At 71.0% G+C, this 16,030-nt stretch carries 15 protein-coding genes; 9 read left to right on the forward strand and 6 right to left on the reverse strand.

Going from position 1 to position 16,030, the window contains the following annotated elements; genetic code table 11:
- Positions 1 to 2: 2 nt before the first annotated feature.
- The 6 genes from AB0M48_RS02820 to AB0M48_RS02845 are packed head-to-tail and all read left to right on the forward strand — an operon-like array spanning position 3 to position 7,214.
- Positions 3 to 1,001, forward strand: coding sequence for an ABC transporter permease (locus tag AB0M48_RS02820; protein WP_363835571.1), 999 nt, complete (start codon positions 3 to 5; stop codon positions 999 to 1,001).
- On the forward strand, positions 998 to 2,677 hold the full coding sequence (locus AB0M48_RS02825) for a dipeptide/oligopeptide/nickel ABC transporter permease/ATP-binding protein (protein ID WP_363835572.1): 1,680 nt from the start codon (positions 998 to 1,000) through the stop codon (positions 2,675 to 2,677). Before AB0M48_RS02820 ends, AB0M48_RS02825 begins: the two co-directional genes overlap by 4 nt.
- On the forward strand, positions 2,674 to 3,429 hold the full coding sequence (locus AB0M48_RS02830; RefSeq protein WP_363835573.1) for an ATP-binding cassette domain-containing protein: 756 nt from the start codon (positions 2,674 to 2,676) through the stop codon (positions 3,427 to 3,429). The genes AB0M48_RS02825 and AB0M48_RS02830 overlap by 4 nt, the downstream gene beginning before the upstream one ends.
- Positions 3,426 to 5,879, forward strand: coding sequence for a glycoside hydrolase family 2 protein (locus AB0M48_RS02835; RefSeq protein WP_363835574.1), 2,454 nt, complete (start codon positions 3,426 to 3,428; stop codon positions 5,877 to 5,879). The genes AB0M48_RS02830 and AB0M48_RS02835 overlap by 4 nt, the downstream gene beginning before the upstream one ends.
- On the forward strand, positions 5,869 to 6,708 hold the full coding sequence (locus AB0M48_RS02840) for a substrate-binding domain-containing protein (protein WP_363835575.1): 840 nt from the start codon (positions 5,869 to 5,871) through the stop codon (positions 6,706 to 6,708). Before AB0M48_RS02835 ends, AB0M48_RS02840 begins: the two co-directional genes overlap by 11 nt.
- 44 nt (positions 6,709 to 6,752) lie before the next feature.
- Entirely contained in the window at positions 6,753 to 7,214 is a 462-nt protein-coding gene (locus AB0M48_RS02845; protein ID WP_363835576.1) for an RDD family protein, read from the forward strand.
- Here AB0M48_RS02845 and AB0M48_RS02850 read toward each other — a convergent pair.
- The 3 genes from AB0M48_RS02850 to AB0M48_RS02860 are packed head-to-tail and all read right to left on the reverse strand — an operon-like array spanning position 7,207 to position 9,513.
- Positions 7,207 to 7,851, reverse strand: a complete 645-nt coding sequence (locus AB0M48_RS02850; RefSeq protein WP_363835577.1) for a response regulator transcription factor — start codon at positions 7,849 to 7,851, stop codon at positions 7,207 to 7,209. The two genes, AB0M48_RS02845 and AB0M48_RS02850, sit on opposite strands and share 8 nt — an antisense overlap.
- Entirely contained in the window at positions 7,851 to 9,023 is a 1,173-nt protein-coding gene (locus AB0M48_RS02855) for a histidine kinase (RefSeq protein ID WP_363835578.1), read from the reverse strand. Before AB0M48_RS02855 ends, AB0M48_RS02850 begins: the two co-directional genes overlap by 1 nt.
- A 37-nt stretch (positions 9,024 to 9,060) precedes the next feature.
- Positions 9,061 to 9,513 (reverse strand): hypothetical protein, encoded by a 453-nt coding sequence (locus tag AB0M48_RS02860; protein ID WP_363835579.1) that lies wholly within the window; start codon positions 9,511 to 9,513, stop codon positions 9,061 to 9,063.
- A gap of 307 nt (positions 9,514 to 9,820) precedes the next feature.
- Between AB0M48_RS02860 and AB0M48_RS02865 the strand changes: the two genes are divergently transcribed.
- Complete coding sequence (locus AB0M48_RS02865) at positions 9,821 to 12,133, forward strand: beta-L-arabinofuranosidase domain-containing protein (protein WP_363835580.1); 2,313 nt, start codon at positions 9,821 to 9,823, stop codon at positions 12,131 to 12,133.
- Positions 12,134 to 12,187: 54 nt separating this feature from the next.
- Here AB0M48_RS02865 and AB0M48_RS02870 read toward each other — a convergent pair whose 3' ends face one another.
- Positions 12,188 to 12,850: a lytic polysaccharide monooxygenase gene (locus AB0M48_RS02870; RefSeq protein ID WP_363835581.1), complete on the reverse strand. Its 663-nt coding sequence runs from the start codon at positions 12,848 to 12,850 to the stop codon at positions 12,188 to 12,190.
- Positions 12,851 to 13,038: 188 nt separating this feature from the next.
- Here AB0M48_RS02870 and AB0M48_RS02875 point away from each other — a divergent pair, with 188 nt between their 5' ends.
- Entirely contained in the window at positions 13,039 to 14,364 is a 1,326-nt protein-coding gene (locus tag AB0M48_RS02875; RefSeq protein ID WP_363835582.1) for a TIGR01777 family oxidoreductase, read from the forward strand.
- A 6-nt stretch (positions 14,365 to 14,370) separates the two neighbouring features.
- On the opposite strand, the gene AB0M48_RS02880 is transcribed toward AB0M48_RS02875, so the two are convergent.
- Positions 14,371 to 14,751, reverse strand: a complete 381-nt coding sequence (locus AB0M48_RS02880) for an NAD(P)-binding protein (protein WP_363835583.1) — start codon at positions 14,749 to 14,751, stop codon at positions 14,371 to 14,373.
- Positions 14,748 to 15,074, reverse strand: a complete 327-nt coding sequence (locus AB0M48_RS02885; RefSeq protein WP_363835584.1) for a DUF3099 domain-containing protein — start codon at positions 15,072 to 15,074, stop codon at positions 14,748 to 14,750. Before AB0M48_RS02885 ends, AB0M48_RS02880 begins: the two co-directional genes overlap by 4 nt.
- An 81-nt stretch (positions 15,075 to 15,155) precedes the next feature.
- On the opposite strand from AB0M48_RS02885, the gene AB0M48_RS02890 reads away from it, so the two are divergent.
- Positions 15,156 to 16,025, forward strand: a complete 870-nt coding sequence (locus AB0M48_RS02890) for an alpha/beta hydrolase (protein WP_363835585.1) — start codon at positions 15,156 to 15,158, stop codon at positions 16,023 to 16,025.
- Positions 16,026 to 16,030: the final 5 nt, after the last annotated feature.

The raw sequence follows: 16,030 nt of genomic DNA on the forward strand, positions 1-16,030 counted from the left end.
CGATGGGCTACCACCTGCGCAAGGTCGCCTTCTACCTGGCGGCGCTGTGGGCGGCGGTGACGCTGAACTTCGTCATCCCGCGGCTGCTGCCGGGCAACCCGGTGGACATCCTGATGGCCAAGCTCCAGCAGCGCGGCGGGTCCGTCGACCCCGCCGCGCGCCAGGCCTACGAGACGTTGCTCGGCACGGGCGGGCGCGAGTCGTTCGCGCAGGAGTACCTGGCGTACCTGGGGAACCTGCTGCGCGGGGACCTCGGGGTGTCGGTCAGCGCGTTCCCGGCGAAGGTCTCCGACGTGATCGGCGACTCGCTGCCGTGGACGATCGTGCTGGTCGGGCTCGCGACCCTGATCTCGTTCGTGCTCGGCATCGGGCTCGGCGCGCTCGTCGGCTGGAAGCGCGGCACCTGGCTCGACGCGCTGGTGCCCGCGACCACGATGCTGTCCGCGGTGCCGTACTTCTGGCTGGCGCTGATCCTGGTCGCGCTGCTCTCGTCGGGGCTCGGCTGGTTCCCGCTCAACGGCGGCTACGACGTGGTCCTGGATCCCGGCTGGAACCCCGAGTTCCTCGGCTCCGCGCTCTACCACGGCATCCTGCCCGCGCTGACGATCGTGCTCTCCTCGGTCGGCGGCTGGCTGCTCGGCATGCGCAACATGATGGTCTCGGCCATGTCGGAGGACTACGTGCTGACCGCGCGGGCGAAGGGCCTGACCGGCAGCCGGGTCATGGTCCGGTACGCGGCGCGCAACGCCGTGCTGCCCTCCGTCGCCGGGTTCGCGATCTCCCTCGGGTTCGTGGTGTCCGGGTCGATCGTCACCGAGCAGGTCTTCTCCTACCCCGGCATCGGCTCGAAGCTGCTGCAGGCCGTGCAGAACAACGACTACGCGCTCATGCAGGGGATCTTCCTGGTGATCACGATCGCGGTGCTCGGCGCGAACCTGGTCGTCGACCTGCTGTACGGGCTGATCGACGCCCGCACGAGGGATCGGAGCACGGTGTCATGACCTGGTCGGGAAAACTCGGCGCCGGGCTCGGCCTGGCCGGTCTGATCGTCCTCTTCGGACTCGTCGGTCCGCTGCTCACCGGTGACCCCGCCACGATCAGGGACATCGGGCTCACCCCGCCCGGCGACGGGCACCTGCTGGGCACCACGATCACCGGTCAGGACGTGCTCGCCCAGCTCGCCCACGCCACCCGCGGGTCGTTGTGGATCGGCCTGCTCGTCGGGGTCATGGCGACGGTGCTGTCCGGTGTCTTCGGCATCGTCGGCGCCTACGCGGGCGGTGCCGTGGACGAGGCGTTCTCGTTGTTCTCCAACGTGATGCTGGTGATCCCCGGCCTGCCGCTGGTCATCGTCGTCGCCGGGTTCGTGCCCGCCGACCAGCGGGGCACGTGGACGATCTCGCTGGTGCTCGCGATCACCGGGTGGGCGGCGGCCGCCAGGGTACTGCGCGCGCAAACGTTGTCGTTGCGCAACAGGGACTACGTGGCGGCGGCGCGGGTGTCCGGCGAGAAGACGTGGCGGGTGATCTGCGTGGAGATCCTGCCGAACCTGTTGCCGATCCTCGCCTCCCAGTTCGTGTTCGCCGTCGTCCTGGCGATCCTGAGCGAGGCGGGCCTGTCGTTCCTCGGACTCGGGGCGGCCGACTCCTCGACGCTCGGCACGATGCTCTACTACGCGCAGAACGGCTTCGCGCTGCAACGCGAGGCGTGGTGGTGGTTCGTCCCGCCGGGGTTGGTCATCGCCCTGTTCGGCGGCGCGCTCTCCCTCGTCAACTTCAGCATCGACGAGATCATCAACCCGGCGCTGCGCGAGCGGGTCCGGCGCGGGCGCGACGTCGTGGCCACCACGCCCGTGGTGGCACCCGCGGACGAGGACGTGGTGCTGACCGTCAGCGACCTCAACGTCGTCTACCAGGGCGCCACACCCGTGCACGCCGTCAAGGACGTGTCGCTCACGTTGCGGCGCGGCGAGATCCTCGGACTGGCGGGCGAGTCCGGCTGCGGCAAGACCACGCTCGCCTACGCGATCAACCGCCTGCACCGGCCGCCGGCCGAGGTCACCTCGGGCTCCGTCGTGTTCGACGGCGTCGACGTGCTGGCACTGGGCCCGGAAGAGCTCCGCCGGTTCCGCTGGGTCAGGTTGTCCATGGTCTTCCAGGGCGCCATGAACTCCCTTAACCCGGTCACTCCGATCAGCGCGCAGCTGCAGGACGTCCTGCGCACGCACCGCCCGTCGATGTCCGCAACGGAGCGTGCGGCGCGGTGTGCGGAGGTGCTCCGGCTCGTCGGCGTCGACCCGGCCAGGCTCGGCTCCTACCCGCACGAGCTGTCCGGCGGCATGCGGCAACGCGTGATGATCGCCATGGCGTTGCTGCTCGAACCGCAGGTCATGATCATGGACGAGCCCACCACCGCTCTCGACGTGCTGGTGCAGCGCGAGATCCTCAACGAGATCAAGCGCCTGCGCGACGAGCTGCGGTTCGCGGTCGTGTTCATCACGCACGACCTGCCGCTGCTGCTGGAGCTGAGCGACCGGATCGCGGTGATGCGCGAGGGCGAGGTCGTCGAGTACGCGACGGCGGAGGAGATGTACCTGCGGCCGCAACACCCCTACACGCGGCAGCTGCTGGCGTCGTTCCCGAGCCTGACCGGCGAGCGAGGAGCCCTGATCCGATGACCACGCTCGAAGTCCGCGACCTCACGAAGACGTTCCACCGGCACCGCGCGGTCGACGGTGTCTCGTTCACGCTCACCCCCGGCCGGACCGTCGCGCTGGTCGGCGAGTCCGGGTCGGGGAAGTCGACGATCGCGCGGATGATCGCCCGCTTGGTCCGTCCCACCTCCGGCGAGATCACGCTGACCGGCGAGAACGGTGCGCCGGTGCCGCGGCGGGCGTACCGCGATCACGTACAGATGATCTTCCAGGACCCGTTCGCCTCGCTCAACCCGTTCCACACCGTCGAACACCACCTCGCCCGGCCGTTGCTGCTGCACGGACGCTCCCGTGCCGAGGTGCCTCACCTGCTGGAGCGCGTGAGCCTCAGCCCGGACCTCGCTCGCCGCCGGCCGCACGAGCTGTCCGGCGGACAGCGGCAGCGGGTGGCGATAGCCCGCGCACTCGCGCCGGGCGCGAAGGTGATCATCGCCGACGAACCGGTGTCCATGCTGGACGTCTCGATCCGGCTGGGTGTGCTCAAACTGCTCGACCGGCTGCAACGCGAGGAGGACCTCGCGGTCCTCTACATCACGCACGACCTGGCCACCGCCCGGCACTTCTCCGACGAGGTCCTGGTGATGCACCGGGGCCGCATCGTCGAACGAGGGCCGGGCGACGACGTGCTCCTGCGCCCGCAGGACCCGTACACCCGGCAGCTCGCCGCCGCCGCGCCCGACCCGGAAGCCCGTTTCCGACAAGGAGGACAGCCTTGATCCGCCAGTACCTGCACGACGGCTGGCAGCTGACCGCGGCCACGAACGAGGTGCCGGACAACATCCGGGGCCGCACGGTGCCCGCCGCGGTGCCCGGCAGCACCCACCTCGACCTGCTCGCGTCCGGGCTGATCACCGACCCGTTCCTCGACCGGGCGGAGGAGGAGCTCGCCTGGATGCACCGCGCGGACTGGCGCTACAGCACCACTTTCCTCGCTGCCACGGCCAGGCCGGGGCAACGGGTCGACCTCGTGTTCGACGGCCTCGACACCATCGCCACCGTCGAGCTGAACGGGCACGTGGCCGGGCAGACGGCGAACATGCACCGCGGCTACCGGTTCGACGTCCGCGAGTTCCTGGTGGACGGCGGCAACGACCTGACGGTGTCGTTCTCGTCCGCGCTCGCGCACGCCGAGAAGGCCGAGGCCGCTCTCGGCGGCCGGCCGCACGTCAACGCCCACCCGTTCAACATGGTCCGCAAGATGGCGTGCAGCTTCGGCTGGGACTGGGGCCCCGACCTGCAGACCGCGGGCATCTGGCGGCCGGTGCGGCTGGAACGCTGGCACACCGCCCGGCTCGCGCGGGTCCGCCCGGTCGTCACGGTCGCCGGCACGACCGGGCAGGTCGAGCTGCACGCCGACTTCGAGTGGGCCGTCCGGGAGGACCTGACGCTGCACATCGCCGTGGGCGGCCACGAGCGCACGGTCACCGTCCCGGCCGGACAGGACGGCCTGGTCGCCCGCGTCGACGTGCCCGAGGTCGCGCTCTGGTGGCCGGCCGGGTACGGCGAGCAGCCGCTGTACGACCTGGAAGTGGTGCTGCGCGGGAAGTCCGGCGTCCTCGACAGCACCTCGAAGCGGATCGGGTTCCGCACGATCACCGTCGACACGACCCCGGACGAGCACGGCACCCCGTTCACCATCGCCGTGAACGACCGGCCGGTCTTCGTCAAGGGTGCCAACTGGATCCCCGACGACCACTTCCTCACCCGGATCACCCGCGACCGGCTGGTGCGGCGGGTGGACCAGGCCGCGGCCGCGCACGTCAACCTGCTGCGGGTGTGGGGCGGCGGGATCTACGAGTCCGACGACTTCTACGACGTCTGCGACGAGCGCGGAGTCCTGGTGTGGCAGGACTTCCCGCTCGCGTGCGCCGCGTACCCGGAGGAGGAGCCGATCCGCGGGGAGCTGGAGGCCGAGGCCCGCGAGAACGTCACGCGCCTGATGTCCCACGCCTCGCTGGCGCTGTGGAACGGCGGCAACGAGAACGTCTGGGGCTTCGCCGACTGGGGCTGGCCCGAGCAGCTGGACGGCCGGACGTGGGGCCTCGGCCACTACGACGAGCTGCTGCCCGGCATCGTGGCCGAGCTGGACCCGACCCGGTTCTACTGCCCCAGCAGCCCGTACAGCCCGGTGGACGGCGTGCACCCCAACGACGAACACCACGGCACGCGCCACGACTGGCACGTCTGGAACGAGGCCGGCTACCAGCACTATCGCGACCACGTGCCGCGGTTCTGCTCGGAGTTCGGGTTCCAGGGCCCGCCGGCGTGGGCCACGCTCACCCGCTGGATCCACGACCGGCCGCTGACCCCGGACTCGCCGAGCTTCCTGGCGCACCAGAAGGCCGAGGACGGCAACGGCAAGCTCGTGCGCGGACTGGCCGAGCACCTGCCCGTGCCGGCGCGGTTCGAGGACTGGCACTGGGCGACGCAGCTCAACCAGGCGCGGGCGGTGAGCTTCGGCGTCGAGCACTTCCGCTCGTGGTGGCCGCGCACGGCCGGTGCGATCGTGTGGCAGCTCAACGACTGCTGGCCGGTCACGTCCTGGGCGGCGATCGACAGCGAGGAACGGCTCAAGCCGCTGTGGTACGGGCTGCGGCACGCCTACGAGCCCCGGCTCCTCACCTTCCAGCCCCGTGGCGACCGGCTCGTGCTCGTCGCCGTCAACGACCACGACAAGCCGTGGGACGCGCACCTCACCCTTGACCGGCAGACGTTCCGGGGCGTCACGCTGCACCTGACTAGACTGCGCCGGACGGTGCCACCCCGCTCGGTCCTCTGCCTGGACCTGGAGGACGCGCTGCTGCAGCCGGTGAACGAGGACGCGGAGGTGATGGTGGCGACCACCGCCGAAGCCCGCGCGATCCTGCCGTTCCGGGAGGACGTCGAGCTCTCCTACGACCCGCGTCCCCTTGCCGCGCAGGCACAGTCCGTGCACGGCGGGTACGAGGTCGAGGTGCGGGCCGGTTCGTTCGCGCGGGACGTCACCGTCCTGGCCGACCGGGTGGCGCCGGACGCGGTCGTGGACGACTCGCTCGTGCCGATGCTGGCCGGAGAGGTGCGCGTGTTCCACATCCGCACGAACGCCGTCGTCGACCCGGAGGCCTTCACCGATCCGCTGGTCCTGCGCTGTGCCAACGACCTCCGCGCGGTGCCCGATGTCCGGTGAACCGGCGGGCGCGGTGGGCCTCGTGCTCGCGCGGCCCGCACGCCTGCTCGGGGTCGAGCCGTTCTTCATGGAGTTCATCGCGGGGATCGAGGAACGGCTCGCCGAGCGCGACCTGTCCGTCCTGCTGCACGTCGTGGCGGACCACGAGGCCGAGATCGCCGCCTACCGCCGCTGGGCGGGCCGCGGCCTGGTGGACGCCGTCGTGGTGGTGAACCCGGTGGCGGACGACCCGCGCCCAGCGGTGCTCGGGGAGATCGCGCTGCCCGCGGTGGTCGTCGGCGACGACCCCCGGCTGCCGTCGGTCCGCACCGACCACGCCGGGCCGGTCGCCGAAGCGCTCGGGCACCTGCTCGAACTGGGGCATCGGCGGATCGCCAGGGTCACCGGCCCTTCGGCGTTGCTGCACACGCGGGCCCGCACGGACGCGCTGCTGGCCGGGTGCGCACGGGCGGGCGTCGAGCCGGTGATCGTCGAGGGCGACTACTCCGAGGAGGCGGGCGCCAAGCTCACCGCCGCGCTGCTGAGCGGGCCGGAGCCGCCCACCGCGATCCTCTACGACAACGACGTGATGGCCGTGGCGGGACTCGCCGCGGCCGCCGAGCTCGGTGTCGCGGTGCCGGAGCGCCTCAGCCTCGTGGCGTGGGACGACTCGACGCTGTGCCGGCTCGCCTGCCCCGCCCTCACGACGATGAGCGTCGACGTCCACCAGTTCGGCGTGTCGGTGGCGGAGTCGGTGCTGGAGCGGATCGACGGCGGTCCGGTCACGCCGCGCTGGTCGCCGACGGCCCGCTGCCTGCCGCGCGGCACGACGGCACCCGCGTCCTTTTAGGACGGGCCGGTTCGAGGGGTTGCGGGCCTTGGCATGATGGCCGGGTGGCCACCGATGCCGACGCCCGGTCGATCGTCCTGCGCCGTTACTGGCAGCACCTCATCGAACTCGCCCTCCTGGTCGTCGCCGCCGTGCTGAGCCTGGTGCTCGGCGTCCTGCTGTCGTTGCCGCTGCTCAAGCTCGGCATGACACCGGAGGTCTTCAAGGTGCTGCCGTTCGCGACGGTGGTCGTGGTGTCGTTCCTCGGGGTGCTGTGGATCGAGGTGTGGTACCCGCACCGGCACGGCGGTTCGACACCGGCGATGCGGTGGCTGGGCCTGCGGATCACCACGCTGCGCGGCGGCGAGCCCTCGTTGCGGGCCTACCTCGTGCGGTGGCTGCTGATGGCCGTGGACGGGTTGCTGCTGGGGCTGGTCGGCGCCGTGCTGATCGCCGTGACACCCCGCAACCAGCGGCTCGGCGACATGGTCGCCGGCACGGTCGTGGTGCGCCGCGGCGTTACCTGAGCAGGCCGTTGCGCCACGCCCAGATCGCGATCTCGGTGCGGTTGCGCGCGCCGATCTTGCCGCCCGCGTTGGCCAGGTGCGACTTCACCGTCGACAGGGAGACGTGCAGGTGGTCGGCGATCTCGGCGTTGGTCAGGCCGCGTCCCACGGCGAGCACGGTGTCGAGCTCGCGGCCGGTCAGCGGCGTGCCGGGGTGCTCGCGTCCGTTGCCCGCGGTGAAGTGCGCGAGCAGCCGCACCGTCACGGCGGGCGACACCAGCGCCTCACCGCGCACCGCGGCGTGCACCGCCTCCACCAGCAACCGCGGCCGAGCGTCCTTGACCAGGAACCCGCAGGCCCCGGCGAGCAGCGCGGCGTAGACGTTCGCGTCGACGTCGTAGGTGGTGACGACCAGCACCCGCAACGGGTCCTCGACACCGGGTCCCGCGAGCAGTTCGGTCGCCCGCAGGCCGTCCAGCTTCGGCATGCGGATGTCCATCAGCGTCACGTCGGGACGCAGCTGCCGCGCCATGCGCACCGCCGCCTCCCCGTCGGCGGCCTCGCTGATCACCTTGATGCCGGGCTCGGCGTCGAGGACCAGCCGGAACCCGGTGCGCACGAGGGTCTGGTCGTCGGCGATCAGCACGCGGATCGTCATCAGATCCCCCTCGGCAGGCCGTCGAAGTCGTCCGGCACCCGTGCGGTGACCCGCCAGCCGCCGTCCCCGTGCGGGCCCGCGGTCAGCTCCCCGCCCACCGCGGCCATGCGCTCGGTCATGCCGATGATGCCGTGCCCGTGCCCGTGCTCGTGCTCGGCCGCGGCACCGGCCGGTACCCCGTCGTTGTCGACCTCCAGCACCAGAAAGCCGTCCTCGGACCGCGCCGCGACCCGCACGGAAGCAGGTCGCGAGTGGCGCCGGACGTTGGTCAGCGCCTCCAGCACCACCCGGTGCAGCGCCACGGAAACCTGCGGTGGCAACGGAAAGGCCTCGACGTCGGGGGCCACGTGCACCGCCGCGTCCCCCGCCGCCGCGCGCACCACGTCACCCAGCACGAGGCTCGGGGACGGCAGCGGCTCGTCGCTGCGCAGCACGCCGACCAGGCCGCGCGTCGCGGTCAGGGCCTCCGCCGCGGCGTGTTCGATCTGGTCGTAGACCTCGGCGGGGTCCTGCTCCGGTGCCGCCGGGTTCGCCGCCAGCGCCTGGGCCGCGCGGGTCCGCACCACGATGCCGGTGACGTGGTGCGCCACGAGGTCGTGGAGGTCCCGCGCGAGCTGCAACCTGTCCTCGTTGCGGACGCGTTCCAGCTCGCGGCGGTGCCGGGCGTCCGCGTCCCGGAGGATCAGGCCCAGCACCAGTGCGGCACCCCACGCGACCGCGGCGGCCACCGGGAACACCGAGTCGAGGCCGTAACGCACGACCGGAGCGAGCACGACGGTGAGGCAGGCGGCGATGGCGAGCACCGCCGCCCGCACCGGCGGGAGGCGGCGGCACCCCGCGGCGGCCAGCAACAGCACCGCCAGCACCTCCGTCACCGGCGGCCGCACGGGAGCCCGTTCCACGAGCCCCGCGACCGCCGTGCCGAGGAGCGACAGTCCCACGACCGCGCCCGCCAGCAGCTCGATCCGCTGGGGGAACCGGCGTCGGAGGACCGCGAGGACCGCGGCGGCCTCACCCGCGTACGGCACGACCATCGTGATCAACGGTCCCAGGACGCCCCGCGGACCGTCTCCGCCGGCCGCGAGCACCGCGTCCGCCACCACCGCCACGACCAGCGCGGCGACCTCGGCCACGAACACGCTCCGCCGCGCCGGCGTTCCCCCTGCGGTCATACCGGCATTCTGGCCCCGGTCAGTGCGGCGGATCCCGCTACCCCGCCCGCTTGACCGCGTCGACGTAGACGTTGGAGGCGGGCAGGTAGCTCGCCACCACCGCCAGTGCGGCGACCGCCGCGCCACCGTACGCGGGAAGCGTCGCGGCGCCTTCGCCGATGAACAGCGACGCCACCTGGAACACCGTGAACACGGTCAGCAGGACCCTGGCCCAGTTGCGCCCGGACCTCAGCTTGAACGCGAGCCACAGCTGGACCAGTGCGATCACGACCGCGATGCTCGCCAGCAGCACCTGGGTGACCGTGGCCGCGCTCTGCAGCTGCTCCTCGGTCATCGCCGTTCCCGACGTCCTCAGCGCCTCCACCAGGTCGTCACGCGTGCCGACCAGCACACCGACGGACGTCACGGCGAAAACGCACGACACGAGGAACCCGATGAAGGCCGCGATGATGGTGCTCGGCGGCGTGGTCCTGCCCGTTGCAGTAGTCATGATCACGACGGTAGGACGCCGGGAAAGCGGTTGCCGCACGCCGGACCGCCATCTCGTACTTTCGGACGAGAGCCCGGTTGCGGCGGTGCGGCGGGACCGCCAGCATGCCGGACCGCCTCGCCGAGCCCTGCGGCGAAGCAGCTGTGAACGCTAACAGGACCTGACTGATCAAGGCCTGAGAGATGCTCCGAGTCGCGACATTGCTCAAAGTTAACGCTCACATTGAGCGTTGACCTCCCGGCAACGTCGTGGCTACATTCCGTTGCGCGCCGCGACCGCAGTTTCGCCGAGCGACTGGAGCATCCTCATGTCCTCACCGTTGAGTCGACGCAGGCTCTTCCAAGCCGCGGGTGTGGCCGCCCTCGCGACCACGGCGCCGTCACTGGTGGCGGGGTCCGCGCAGGCGGCCTCGGTGCCGCCTGCGCGCCCCGACGCCGGTGTGTCGGCCCACCCGTTCGACCTGTCCGAGGTCCGGCTGACGTCCGGCCGGTGGCTGGACAACCAGAACCGGACGCTGTCCTACCTGCGTTTCGTCGACGTCGACCGCCTGCTCTACAACTTCCGCGCCAACCACCGGCTGTCCACGAACGGCGCCGCCGCGCTGGGCGGCTGGGAGGCGCCGGACTTCCCGTTCCGCACGCACAGCCAGGGGCACTTCCTCACGGCCTGGGCGCAGGCGTGGGCGGTCCTGGGCGACACGACGTGCCGGGACAGGGCCAACCACATGGTCGCTGAACTGGCCAAGTGCCAGGCGAACAACTCGGCGGCGGGCTTCAACACCGGGTACCTGTCGGGCTTCCCCGAGTCGGACTTCGACGCGCTGGAGAGCGGCTCACCCAAGTCCGTCTCGTACTACTCGCTGCACAAGACCCTCGCCGGCCTGCTGGACGTGTGGCGCCTCATCGGCAACACCCAGGCCAGAGACGTGTTGCTGCGCTTCGCCGGATGGGTGGACTGGCGCACGGCCCGGTTGCCCCAGAGCCGGATGCAGTCCGTGCTGAACACCGAGTTCGGCGGCATGAACGCGGTGCTGGCCGACCTGTACCAGCAGACGGGCGACGCGCGCTGGCTGACGACTGCCCAGCGGTTCGACCACGCCGCCGTGTTCGACCCGCTGGCGTCCGGCCAGGACCGCCTGAACGGCCTGCACGCCAACACCCAGGTGCCGAAGTGGATCGGCGCGGCACGCGAGTACAAGGCGACGGGGACCACCCGCTACCGGGACGTCGCCCTCAACGCCTGGAACATCACCGTCGGGGCGCACACCTACGTCATCGGCGGCAACAGCCAGGCAGAACACTTCCGCGCGCCCAACGCGATCGCGGCCTACCTCAGCACCGACGCGTGCGAAGCGTGCAACACCTACAACATGCTGAAGCTGACCCGGGAGCTCTGGCTGACCGACCCCGGCCGGGCGGCCTACTTCGACTACTACGAGCGCGCTCTGCTCAACCACCTGATCGGCCAGCAGAACCCGGCGGACCCCCACGGCCACATCTGCTACTTCACCGGTCTCAACCCCGGTCACCGCAGGGGCAACACAGGTCCGGCGTGGGGCGGCGGCAACTGGAGCACGGACTACGGCACGTTCTGGTGCTGCCAGGGCACCGGACTGGAGACCAACACCAAACTCGCCGACTCCGTGTACTTCCACAGCGGCACCACCCTGACGGTGAACCTGTACACGCCGTCGGTGCTCACCTGGTCGGCACGCGCCATCACCGTCACCCAGACCACGAGCTACCCGGCGAGCGACACCACGACGCTCACCGTCACCGGCAACGCGGCCGGCTCGTGGACGATGCGGTTGCGCATCCCCGCCTGGACGACGGGCGCGACCATCAGCGTCAACGGGGTGGCGCAGAACGTCACCGCGACGCCCGGCACCTACGCGTCCCTGACGCGCTCGTGGACGTCCGGCGACGTGGTGGCGCTGCGGTTGCCGATGCGCGTGATCGCACAGCCCGCCAACGACAACGCCGGTGTCGTCGCGCTGACCTACGGCCCGGCGGTGCTCGCGGGCAACTACGGCAACACCACACCGTCCGGGTTGCCGTCGCTGGACGTCGGCTCCGTCACGCGCACCAGCACGACGTCCCTGGCGTTCACGGCGACGGCGAACGGGACGCGGGTGAACCTCGGGCCGTTCCACGACGCCCACGGCTTCAACTACAACGTCTACTGGAGCACCGGCGGCGCCACCTCGAGCCACCGGCTGGTCAACGCGGGCACCGGCATGGTGCTGGGCATCCAGAACATGTCCACCGCGGACGGTGGTCTGGCAGTGCAGTGGCACGACAGCGGAACGGCGGACCACAATTGGCAGATGATCACCGACGGGTCGGACGTGCGGCTGCGCAACGTCCACAGCGGCAAGGTCCTCGGCGTGGAGAACATGTCCACGGCCGACAACGCCCGCGTCCTGCAGTGGTCTGACAACGGGACCGCCGACCACAGGTGGACCCTCGTCGCCCAGGGCGACGGCACCTACAAGATCCGCAACGCGCACAGCGGAAAGCTGCTCGGCGTCCTCAACGGCTCCACCACCGCGGGTGCGCAAGTCGTGCAGGACTCGGACAACGGCAGCGCGGACAACCGCTGGCGCCTGGTCGCGAACTGAACGCGTGGTGCGTGTCCCCGGAGACCACCGGGGACACGCACCGCTCCGGCTGTGTCAGCCGAAGTTCACGTCACTGCACCACATGTACGTCTGGTCGAGGTGCGAGGCCTGCCAGATCGTGAACACCACGTGGTGACCGCGGTACGTGCCGTTGGTCTGGACGTTGAACCTGATGTCCTTGGCAGGAGCGAACCTGCCGGTCTGCGTGACGAGGTCCAGGTTGCCCCAACCCAGGCGCTGGGTGGTCGGGTCGAACCCGTTCTTGCTGACGTAGACGCGCAGGTAGTCAGCTCCGTGACTGGCCTGGTCGTGCAGGTGCATCGAGAAGGTGCTGCCCAGGCTGGTGGTCTTCCACCGGCCGGGCGTGTTCAGGGAGTTGTTGCGCGTCAGGGCGTTGCTGCAGAGCTGTCCGTCCGGAGTGGACCCCTGGAAGTTCCCGCGGAGGCCGTCCCGCAGCGCGCTCATCCAGTTCCACATGGTGTCGGGATTGGCCTGGAAGGCTTGGTAGCACATGGGGTCCTGTTGCTGCATGGCCGGATTCGTGTGCTGGCTTCCCCACGTCTGCCAGCACTGGTAGGCGCGGGTGGCCGGGCCGACGATCGTGCCGTGTGCCGACGCCGTGGGGGTCCACAGGAACGTGCAGACCAGCGCGCTGACGACGAGTGCGATGAAGCCCCGCCGTCTGGTGAGCGACCCGTAGGTGCTGCGCTTGCGCATGAATGAGCCTCCGATCTCCGATGATCGATGTTCAAACAGCAGCGGCGGATTGGGAGCGCTCCCAGAACATCAACCCTACAGATGACTCTCAGAGATCACAAGAGCACGTGGAGTGATCACGACATCCGCCCGAACCGCCCCGCGATCCATCAAGCGAACGCCCGCAGGCGCACCTAGCGTTTTGAGGCATGTCCCTGATCTTCTCCAGCGTTGTCAACGCTCCCCTCGACGAGGTGTTCGCCTGGCACGCACGGCCGGGGGCCATCCACCGGCTGTCGCCGCCGTGGCAGCCGGTGGGCGTCGTGAGCGAGGCGAGCACCCTCGACGGTGGTCGCGCGGTGCTGGGGTTGCCGCTCGGACTGCGCTGGGGTGCCCGGCACACCGGCTTCGAGCCGCCCCACCGGTTCGTCGACGAGCTGGACTCCGTGCCGCTGAGCTGGGCGCTGAAGTGGCGGCACACCCACGAGTTCGCGGCGGAGGGCGACCGGACGCGGATGACCGACCGCGTGGAGACGCCGGTTCCCGGTGCGCTGCTGCGGTCGATGTTCGCCTACCGGCACCGCCAGCTCTCCGCCGACCTGGCGGCCCAGGCCTCCGCGCGGAAGGCCGGCGACCGGCCGATCACGGTGGCGATCACCGGGAGCAGCGGGTTCGTGGGCACCGCGCTGTGGTCGTTCCTCAGCACCGCGGGCCACCGGGTGGTGAAGCTGGTCCGCCGCTCCCCCGCCGCCCCGGACGAGCGGCGCTGGGATCCCGAACGCCCGGCGCCCGACCTGCTGTCCGATGTGGACGCCGTGGTGCACCTGGCGGGCGCGTCGATCGCGGGCAGGTTCACCGACGCGCACCGGCGGGCGATCCGGTCGTCCAGGATCGGCCCCACCAGGGCACTCGCCGATCTGGCCGCCGCCACCGGTGTGCCGGTGTTCGTCAGCGCGTCCGCGATCGGTTTCTACGGCGCCGACCGCGGCGACGAGGAGCTCACCGAGGACAGCGAACGAGGTGAGGGCTTCCTCGCGGACGTCGTCGCCGACTGGGAGGCCGCCACCGCACCCGCCGCGGCGGCCGGCGTGCGGGTGGTGAACGTCCGCACCGGGCTGGTCCAGTCCCCGAACGGCGGCACGCTGCGGCTCTTCCACCCGCTGTTCGCCGCCGGACTGGGCGGGAGGCTCGGCGACGGGCGGATGTGGCAGTCGTGGATCGGCCTGGACGACCTGGTCGACGTCTACCACCGCGCGCTCTACGACACCGGCCTCAGCGGACCGGTCAACGCCGTCGCCCCCGACGCCGTGCGCAACAGCACCTACGCCGTCACGCTCGCGAAGGTGCTGCACCGCCCCGCGCTGCTGCCGGTGCCGTCGTTCGGGCCGCGGCTCCTGCTGGGCGAGCAGGGCGCGCGTGAACTCGCCGAGGCGAGCCAGCTGGTCCGGCCCGCCGCGCTGGCCAAGGCCGGACACAGGTTCCGGTACCCGGACCTCGAACCGGCACTGCGGCACCTGCTGGGCCGAACGAAGTAACACGAACTAGGCGGATCGGGCGCGCACGAAGACCTCGTCCGCGCCCAGCCTGGTGAACAACTCCTGGTTGGCCGAGTCGCGGACCGCCGCGACGATGACCGCGGCCTGGTTGAGGCCGCGCACGGCCATGGTGATCTGCAGGCCGTCCCTGTCGTCGGGAACGGCGACGACCACCCGTGCCGCGAACTGCGCCTGCGCCTGCCGCAGCGCGCAGACGTCCCGCCCGTCACCCCGCACGGCCCTGGCGCCGTTGGCCAGCGCACCGGTCAACGCGATCGGATCGGGGTCGACCACCACGACCTCCGGGTTCTCGACGTGCAACGGGAGGTGTCTCAGCACGTCCAGTGCCGCGTCCCCGTACCCGACCACCACCGTGAGGCCGATCACCGCGACTCCTCGATCGCCCGTCGCGACCGCTGCAGGTTCTGGGGCTTCTCGGCCTTGCGCGGCGGCCGGTCGTTCGCGATGAGGACGGCCATCCACGGCAGCGGGACGGACAGCAGGATGAGGGCGAGCGCGAGCCACCAGATCTTCGCGAACAGCACGGCCAGCACGATGCACGGGATGCGCAGGCTCATCATCAGGGCGTACCTGCGGCGCCGTGCGGCGAGCTGTTCCTGGTAGGACGGGGCGGCCGAGGTGATCAGCACGGGGTCTTCTCGCCTGGACGAGTTCACAGCAACACCTCCGTATCTCCTAGAGGTTCGCATCGGAGGCCGATCGGGTTCGTGTCTCCTGCGTCACGGCGGCTGGTTGACTCGACGTACCGAACACGGCAGGGGGATGCCCAAGTGCGACTGAGCCTGAACGACTTCATGGATCCGGAGTTGGCACGGTATGTCGAGGAGGTCCGCACCGAGAACGCCCGCAGGGGAATCAGAAGAGGTCCGGACAACCTGAGCGAGCTTCGGGAGATGAGGCCCGCGACGCTCGGCGGTTCGACGACGGTCGAGGCGAACGGCCGGCGGGTGCCCGTCAGGATCCACGAGCCGCAGGGCCGTCCGAACGGCGTCTACCTCCACTTCCACGGCGGCGGCTTCTACCTGGGTGTCACGGCGCAGGACGACGAACGCGACCGGCGGCTCGCGGACGCGCTCGGCGTCGTGGTCGTCGGTGTCGAGTACCGGCTCGCTCCGGAGCACCCGTGGCCGGCCGCGCCCGACGACGCCGAGACCGCGGCGCGCTGGCTGATCGACCACGCCGAGGAACTCTTCGGCACCCGCCGGATGGTCATCGGCGGCTTCTCGGCGGGCGCCACCCTCGCCGTGACGACGCTGCTCCGGCTGCGCGACCACCCGTTCGCGGGCGCCGTCCTCCAGTTCGGCACGTACGACCTGAGCGGCCTGACCCCCGCCGGCCGGCGGATCGCGGACGAGTACTTCATCGAGGCCTACGCGGGACAGGCGCCCGACCGCACCGTCCCGGACATCTCACCGGTCTACGGCGACCTGCGCGGTCTGCCGCCCCTCTTGATGGTCGTCGGCGCCCTGGACGTCGTGCTGGAGGACAACCTGGCCATGGCGGCACGGGTGGCGGCGGTGAGCGAGGTCGACCTGAGGGTCTACCCGGAGTCGTTGCACGGCTTCACCAACCGCGACACCGAGATGGCGCGGGCGGCACGCGGAGACATCGAGCGGTGGCTCGCCGCCCGTCTCTCCTAGACTTC

Origin of the sequence: Lentzea sp. NPDC051208 (genome assembly GCF_040682435.1) — a bacterium.
Classification (GTDB): domain Bacteria; phylum Actinomycetota; class Actinomycetes; order Mycobacteriales; family Pseudonocardiaceae; genus Lentzea; species Lentzea kristufekii.

Coding starts and splice junctions, on each gene's coding strand:
- AB0M48_RS02820 (WP_363835571.1), top strand. CDS start 3: ATGGGCTACCACCTGCGCAAGGTCGCCTTCTACCTGGCGGCGCTGTGG.
- AB0M48_RS02825 (WP_363835572.1), top strand. CDS start 998: ATGACCTGGTCGGGAAAACTCGGCGCCGGGCTCGGCCTGGCCGGTCTG.
- AB0M48_RS02830 (WP_363835573.1), top strand. CDS start 2,674: ATGACCACGCTCGAAGTCCGCGACCTCACGAAGACGTTCCACCGGCAC.
- AB0M48_RS02840 (WP_363835575.1), top strand. CDS start 5,869: ATGTCCGGTGAACCGGCGGGCGCGGTGGGCCTCGTGCTCGCGCGGCCC.
- AB0M48_RS02850 (WP_363835577.1), bottom strand. CDS start 7,851: ATGACGATCCGCGTGCTGATCGCCGACGACCAGACCCTCGTGCGCACC.
- AB0M48_RS02855 (WP_363835578.1), bottom strand. CDS start 9,023: ATGACCGCAGGGGGAACGCCGGCGCGGCGGAGCGTGTTCGTGGCCGAG.
- AB0M48_RS02860 (WP_363835579.1), bottom strand. CDS start 9,513: ATGACTACTGCAACGGGCAGGACCACGCCGCCGAGCACCATCATCGCG.
- AB0M48_RS02865 (WP_363835580.1), top strand. CDS start 9,821: ATGTCCTCACCGTTGAGTCGACGCAGGCTCTTCCAAGCCGCGGGTGTG.
- AB0M48_RS02870 (WP_363835581.1), bottom strand. CDS start 12,850: ATGCGCAAGCGCAGCACCTACGGGTCGCTCACCAGACGGCGGGGCTTC.
- AB0M48_RS02875 (WP_363835582.1), top strand. CDS start 13,039: ATGTCCCTGATCTTCTCCAGCGTTGTCAACGCTCCCCTCGACGAGGTG.
- AB0M48_RS02885 (WP_363835584.1), bottom strand. CDS start 15,074: ATGCGAACCTCTAGGAGATACGGAGGTGTTGCTGTGAACTCGTCCAGG.